Below are 4,899 nucleotides of genomic sequence, written 5' to 3'. Positions count from 1 at the left end.
CGGTCAGGCGGGCTGGGTGCGCAGGTAGCGGCCGAAGTGCGGGACGGTGAAGGCCACCGTGCCCCGTTCGCCCGAGTAGATGAGCCCCTTCTTGATCAGCGCGTCGCGAGCCGGGGAGAGGCTGGCCGGCTTACGGCCGAGGGCGCGGGCGATCTCGGCGGTGGGTACGGCGGCGTCCATGTCGTCGCGGACCACGCCGCCGGCTTCGCTCTCCACCAGGGACAGCGTGGCCATCGCCCGCATGTACTCGCGTTCGGCCGGGGTGGCCCGCTCGAACCGGGAGCCGAAGAAACCGACCGCGAGTTCGGCCTCGGCCTCGGGCGCGGCGACCCGGACGTCCGCCGCGATGATCGGCGACCGCGGCGCGTGATCCCAGGTCGCCTTGCCGTACGCCTGGACGAAGTACGGATAGCCGCCCGACTTCTCGTAGAGCAGGTCGAGCGCCTTCTGCTCGTACTCCACCTCCTCGCGCTCGGCCGGCGCACAGAGCGCCTGGTCGGCGGCGAGCCGGTCGAGCCGGTCGATGCGCTGGTAGCGGAAGAGCCGTTCCGAGTACGACTTGGCGGCGCTGAGCACGGCGGGCAGGTGCGGCAGCCCCGCGCCGACGACGATCAGTGGGGCACCGATCTGGGACAGTTCGTGGCAGGCGGCGCAGAGCGCTGAGACGTCCTCCGGCCCGAGGTCCTGCATCTCGTCGATGAAGACGGCGATGCCGGTGCCCACGTCACTGGCCACGGCGGCGGCGTCGCTGAACAGCTCGACCAGGTCGATCTCGATGTCACCGGAGTCGGCGCGTCCGCTCGCGGCGGGAACGTCGATGCCGGGTTGCCACCGGTCGCGCAGCTTGGGCGCGGACCCGGCGCGCCCGGTCGGAACGGACCGCTGGGCGAACGCCTTGAGTACCCCGAGGAAGGCGTCGATCCGGTCGGGGGCGCGGTGGCGTGGAGCGAGTTCGCGGACCGCCATGTGCAGGGCGGCGGCGACCGGGCGGCGCAGTGACTGGTCCGGACGGGCCTCGATCTTGCCGCTGCCCCAGAGGCGGTTGATCGCCTGTGACCGCAGCGTGTTGAGCAGGACGGTCTTGCCGACGCCGCGCAGCCCGGTGAGCATCAGGCTGCGCTCTGGCCGCCCACGGGCGATGCGTTCCAGCACGATGTCGAAGACGTCCAGCTCGCGCCCTCGCCCGGCGAGTTCGGGAGGGCGCTGGCCGGCGCCCGGGGCGTACGGGTTGCGGACCGGATCCACGCATCGCAGAATATCGGGCCCTCTAGCTGCGAAGCTAGATATGGATAGATGAGGCTACCGGCGTGTTGAGGCCGTCGACCGAAAACTAGGGCTGTCTAGCGTCCATGCTAGACAGCCCTAGTTTTGGGAATCGTCTACCGCTTCTTCAGGCAGAGCACGTAGTCGAACAGGTCGATCGAGTTGTCGTGCACGTAGTTGGCGGTCGCCTGCGGCGCGAGCGTCTGGCACCGGTCCCCGTCGGTGGTCGCCGGAATCCGCAGGAGCACCTGGTAGGTGTTCGGGCCGCAGGGCACCTTGCGCAACTCCGCGTCGTCCTCGCTGCCGTCGTTGACCACGCAGTCGCCCTTGGCGAACTCCTCCTCCTCGTCCGGCGACGGCACGACCGGGCTCGGGGCATCACTGGGCAGACCGGGAGGGGCGACCGGCGCGCTCGTCGACGGCAGGGGCGTGACATCGCTGTCGGAGTCGGCGATCCGCCAGGCCGCCCAGCCGGCAAGGCCGAGACAGGGGCAGAGCAGGAGCAGCACGACCAGCCCGACGATCAGGGCGACCTTCCGGCCCTTCCTGTTGGCGGGGGCGGGGGGCGGCATCGGGTATCCACCGGGTGCCGGCGGACCCCACGGTGCCGCCGGCTGGCCCGGGGCGGGCGGGAACGGCCCCGGCGGGGCATCCCACTGCGGCGGTTGCTCCGGCGGCGGCCCCCACTGCGGCGGTTGCTGCTGCGGAGCGTTCCACTGCGGCGGTTGCTCGGGTGGTGGTCCCCACTGCGCGGGCTGTGGCGGCGGCCCCCACTGCGGAAGCGTCGGATCGACCGGTGGCGGGCCGCCGGGGCCGGTCGGCGGACGCTGGTACGGGTCGTCCGGCTGCCCGGAACCCGGTGGTCCGTAGGTCGTCATGTCATCCCCAGGGTGGGTGGTCAGCGCTGCTTGAGGCAGAGCACGAAGTCGAGGGTGTCCAGCTCGCTGTCGAAGAAGTACCAGTTCGTGTAGCCCTCGACCTTGGCGCACTTGGCCTCGGCGTCGCGTTCACCGCTTGTCGCGCCGTCGACCCGGCGCAGCACCTCGTACGACTTCGGGGCGCAGCCGCTGATCAGCAGCTTGGGCTTGCCGCCCGACACGCCGTCGTTGCGCACACACTGCCCGACCTTCACGAAGCGCGGGTCGGCCGACGACTCGGGCGCCGCGGCGCTCGGCACCGGCTCGGCCGGATCGGTCACACCGCCGGTGGGCTCCGCCGCAGCGGCCGAGCCGGTCGGCGCGGCTGTCGTCGGCCCCGGGTCGTCCGAACCCCGGAGGAACCAGTACGCGCCGCCGCCGGCCAGCACCAGCAGCACGACGGCCAGCACCGCGATCATCGGCCCCCGCCCACGCCTCGGTGGCGGTGTGGGCGAAGGGTCGTCGCCGTACGAGTCACCGTCGGGCCGGTAGGTCCCCACGCCGTAGTTCGGCTCCCTGTCGACGGGGGGGTACCCGCCACCGTAGGGCCCGGAGGGCTCCGCGCCGTACGGCGTGCCCGTCCCACCCCCGTACTGGCCACCCCCGTACTGGCCGCCGCCGTACTGGCCGCCGCCGTACTGCCCGCCGCCGTAGGGCGTCGCCGGTGCGCCGCCGTACTGGCTGTCGCCGTGGGGGCCCGGCCTCTGCGACGCGGCCGGGTAGGGCTGAATCGTCGGCGGATAGGGCTCTGCGGCCGGCGGGTAGGGCTGCTGAGGCGGCCGGTTGGGCGTCTCGTCGGGTCGCTGCCCACGCCACGGGCCTGCGTAGCCCTCACCCGGTGGTCCGTAATTCGTCATGCCGCCCTCCTGCACAAGTGGTGAGAGGCCGGCCACCAATGCGCGACGCCGACTCCGAGGTCACCGTAGCGTGGTCCACCGATGAGCTCATCTCCACCGAGCGCCGCCGCCGCATCCGGCCGCCGCGCCGTCGCCGCGCCAACCCTGGTGTGGACCGCGCTGATCGTGGTCTACGTGCTGTGGGGTTCCACCTATCTGGCCATCCGGATCACGGTGGAGACGCTGCCGTCGCTGCTGTCCGCCGCCCTGCGCTTCGCCGTGGCGGGCCTGGTGCTGGCGGTGGTGCTGCGCCTGCGCCGCGGGCCGGGTGCTCTCCGCGTGCGGCGTCGGCAGCTCGGCTCCGCCGCCCTGGTGGGTGTGCTCCTGCTCGCCGGCGGCAACGGCCTGGTGGTGCTCGCCGAGTCCGGGCCGCCCGGGGAGGCGCTGCCGTCCGGCGTCGCCGCCCTGCTGGTGGCGACCGTGCCGCTGCTCGTGGTGCTGCTGCGGTCGGCCACCGGCGACCGGCCCCCGCTCTGGACGTTCGCCGGGGTCACCGTGGGCTTCGTCGGACTCGTGCTGCTGGTGCTGCCCGCCGGCACGGCGGACGCGGTGCCGCTGGTCGGAGCGTTGACAGTGGTGGTGGGAGCCGCCGCCTGGTCGGTGGGGTCGTTCCTGTCGGGACGGATCGAGATGCCCGCCGACCCGTTCGTCGCGACCGTGTACGAGATGGTGGCCGGCGCGCTGGCGCTGGCCGTGGTCGCCGCCGCCCGGGGCGAACTGCGTGACTTCCACCCGACCTCGGTGAGCACCCGGTCCTGGTTGGCGTTGGGTTACCTCATGGTGGCCGGATCGCTGGTTGCCTTCACCGCGTACGTCTGGTTGCTGCAGAACGCGCCGATCTCGCTGGTGTCGACGTACGCGTACGTGAACCCGGCGGTCGCGGTGGCGCTCGGCGCGCTGCTCGTGGCCGAGCCGATCACGCCGCAGGTGCTGCTCGGCGGTGCGGTCATCGTCGCCGGCGTCGCGCTGGTGGTGAGCACCGAACGCCCACGCCGCAAGGCAGCGGGACCACGATCGGGGGCGGCGCGGACGGAAGCCCGGCGGTAACGTCCGGCCCATGTCGGCCGCCGCGCTGCTCGGGGTGGCGTTGCTCGGCGGGTTGGTCGGTCTCGTCGTACCCCCGCTGGCTCGGCATTTCGTCACCCCGCCGGTGCGGCGGGGTGGGTCGGTCTGGCTCTGTCCGCCGCTGGCGGCCGTGGTGTTCGTGGGGCTCGCTGTCGTGCTGCGTGATGACCCGGCGCTGCCGGTCCTCCTCGCGGTGGCGGTGGTGGGTCTGGTGCTGGCCGTTGTCGACCTGGCCTGCCTGCGGCTGCCCGATCCGCTGGTCGCCGCCGCCGGCACGCTGGCCCTCGGCGGGCTGACCGGGGCGGCGCTGCTGGCCGGCACTCCCGGGCGTCTGGTCGGCGCGCTGGTCGGCGCGGTGCTCGCCGGCGCGGCGCACGTGCTGCTCGCCCTGTTGCCGAGGTCCCGACTGGGCTTCGGGGACGTCAAGCTTGCCGCCGTCCTCGGGCTGCCGCTCGGCTGGCTGGGCCGCGACGCCCTGCTCAGCGGGCTTCTTCTGGCACACCTGCTGCACGGGGCCCTGGTCGTCGGCCTGCTCGCCACGCGACGGGTGCGCCCCAACACCCTGCTCCCGCTAGGCCCGGCCCTGCTGGCCGGCACCTGGCTGGCCGCACTCCTCACCTGACCGCGCCGGGTGCCCGAGGCGCGTCGATCATGAAGTTGTTGCCAGCCGACTCTTCCCCGGCACGGCCATCTTCGTCACCGACAAGCCCGCCGACTGAGCGTGCCGCACACGTCGTCCGACCTGCGACCCATCGATC

Annotated in this window: 5 protein-coding genes; 2 read left to right on the top strand and 3 right to left on the bottom strand. The window is 73.1% G+C overall.

Annotated elements, in window-relative coordinates:
* Positions 1-3: 3 nt before the first annotated feature.
* From ABZU91_RS30475 to ABZU91_RS30465, 3 genes are all read right to left on the bottom strand, one after another.
* The gene (locus ABZU91_RS30475; RefSeq protein WP_355247993.1) at positions 4-1,245 is read right to left on the bottom strand and encodes an ATP-binding protein; all 1,242 of its coding nucleotides are present in this window, start codon (positions 1,243-1,245) and stop codon (positions 4-6) included.
* A gap of 134 nt (positions 1,246-1,379) precedes the next feature.
* Positions 1,380-1,790, bottom strand: coding sequence for a hypothetical protein (locus ABZU91_RS30470; protein WP_355248078.1), 411 nt, complete (start codon positions 1,788-1,790; stop codon positions 1,380-1,382).
* A 371-nt stretch (positions 1,791-2,161) separates the two neighbouring features.
* Positions 2,162-2,680: a hypothetical protein gene (locus tag ABZU91_RS30465; protein ID WP_355248075.1), complete on the bottom strand. Its 519-nt coding sequence runs from the start codon at positions 2,678-2,680 to the stop codon at positions 2,162-2,164.
* A 438-nt stretch (positions 2,681-3,118) separates the two neighbouring features.
* Here ABZU91_RS30465 and ABZU91_RS30460 point away from each other — a divergent pair, with 438 nt between their 5' ends.
* Both ABZU91_RS30460 and ABZU91_RS30455 read left to right on the top strand, forming a co-directional pair.
* Complete coding sequence (locus ABZU91_RS30460; RefSeq protein WP_355247990.1) at positions 3,119-4,123, top strand: EamA family transporter; 1,005 nt, start codon at positions 3,119-3,121, stop codon at positions 4,121-4,123.
* Positions 4,124-4,133: 10 nt separating this feature from the next.
* Positions 4,134-4,763, top strand: a complete 630-nt coding sequence (locus ABZU91_RS30455) for a prepilin peptidase (RefSeq protein ID WP_355247987.1) — start codon at positions 4,134-4,136, stop codon at positions 4,761-4,763.
* Positions 4,764-4,899 lie beyond the last annotated feature (136 nt).

Source organism: Micromonospora sp. NPDC005174, assembly GCF_040608495.1.
Taxonomy (GTDB): Bacteria; Actinomycetota; Actinomycetes; order Mycobacteriales; family Micromonosporaceae; genus Micromonospora.
The sequence above is the reverse complement of the archived record's forward strand: the minus strand, read 5'-3'. Positions and strand labels throughout refer to the sequence as shown.

Coding starts and splice junctions, on each gene's coding strand:
- ABZU91_RS30455 (WP_355247987.1), top strand. CDS start 4,134: ATGTCGGCCGCCGCGCTGCTCGGGGTGGCGTTGCTCGGCGGGTTGGTC.
- ABZU91_RS30460 (WP_355247990.1), top strand. CDS start 3,119: ATGAGCTCATCTCCACCGAGCGCCGCCGCCGCATCCGGCCGCCGCGCC.